Here is a 278-nt window from a genome sequence, read left to right on the forward strand (position 1 = left end):
TGGTCCGAGGGCGACGACCGCCGGTTCATCGACCGCAACGCCACGGCCCGGACCGGGCAGCTGCACGTCCGCACCCACCACGACGAGCGCGACCGCGCCGTGGTGCTGCTCGCCGATTTCCGGCCCGCGATGCTGTTCGGCACCCGGAGGGCCCTGCGCTCGGGGGCGGCCGCCGTGGCCCTGGCGCTGCTCGGCTGGCGGGTCGCCGCCGACGGCGGCCGGGTCGGCCTCGCGGTCGCCTCGGCCGGCGCGCCGACCGTGCTGCGGCCGGCCGGCGG

Annotated in this window: 1 protein-coding gene; it reads left to right on the forward strand. The window is 80.2% G+C overall.

Translation table 11 applies throughout. The features are described from left to right. Positions 1 to 278 (forward strand): DUF58 domain-containing protein (locus KZZ07_RS26840; RefSeq protein WP_219520006.1); only part of this gene is annotated, 278 nt, incomplete at both ends.

Origin of the sequence: Mameliella sp. CS4, from assembly GCF_019392335.1 — a bacterium.
In the GTDB taxonomy this organism is placed as follows: domain Bacteria; phylum Pseudomonadota; class Alphaproteobacteria; order Rhodobacterales; family Rhodobacteraceae; genus Antarctobacter.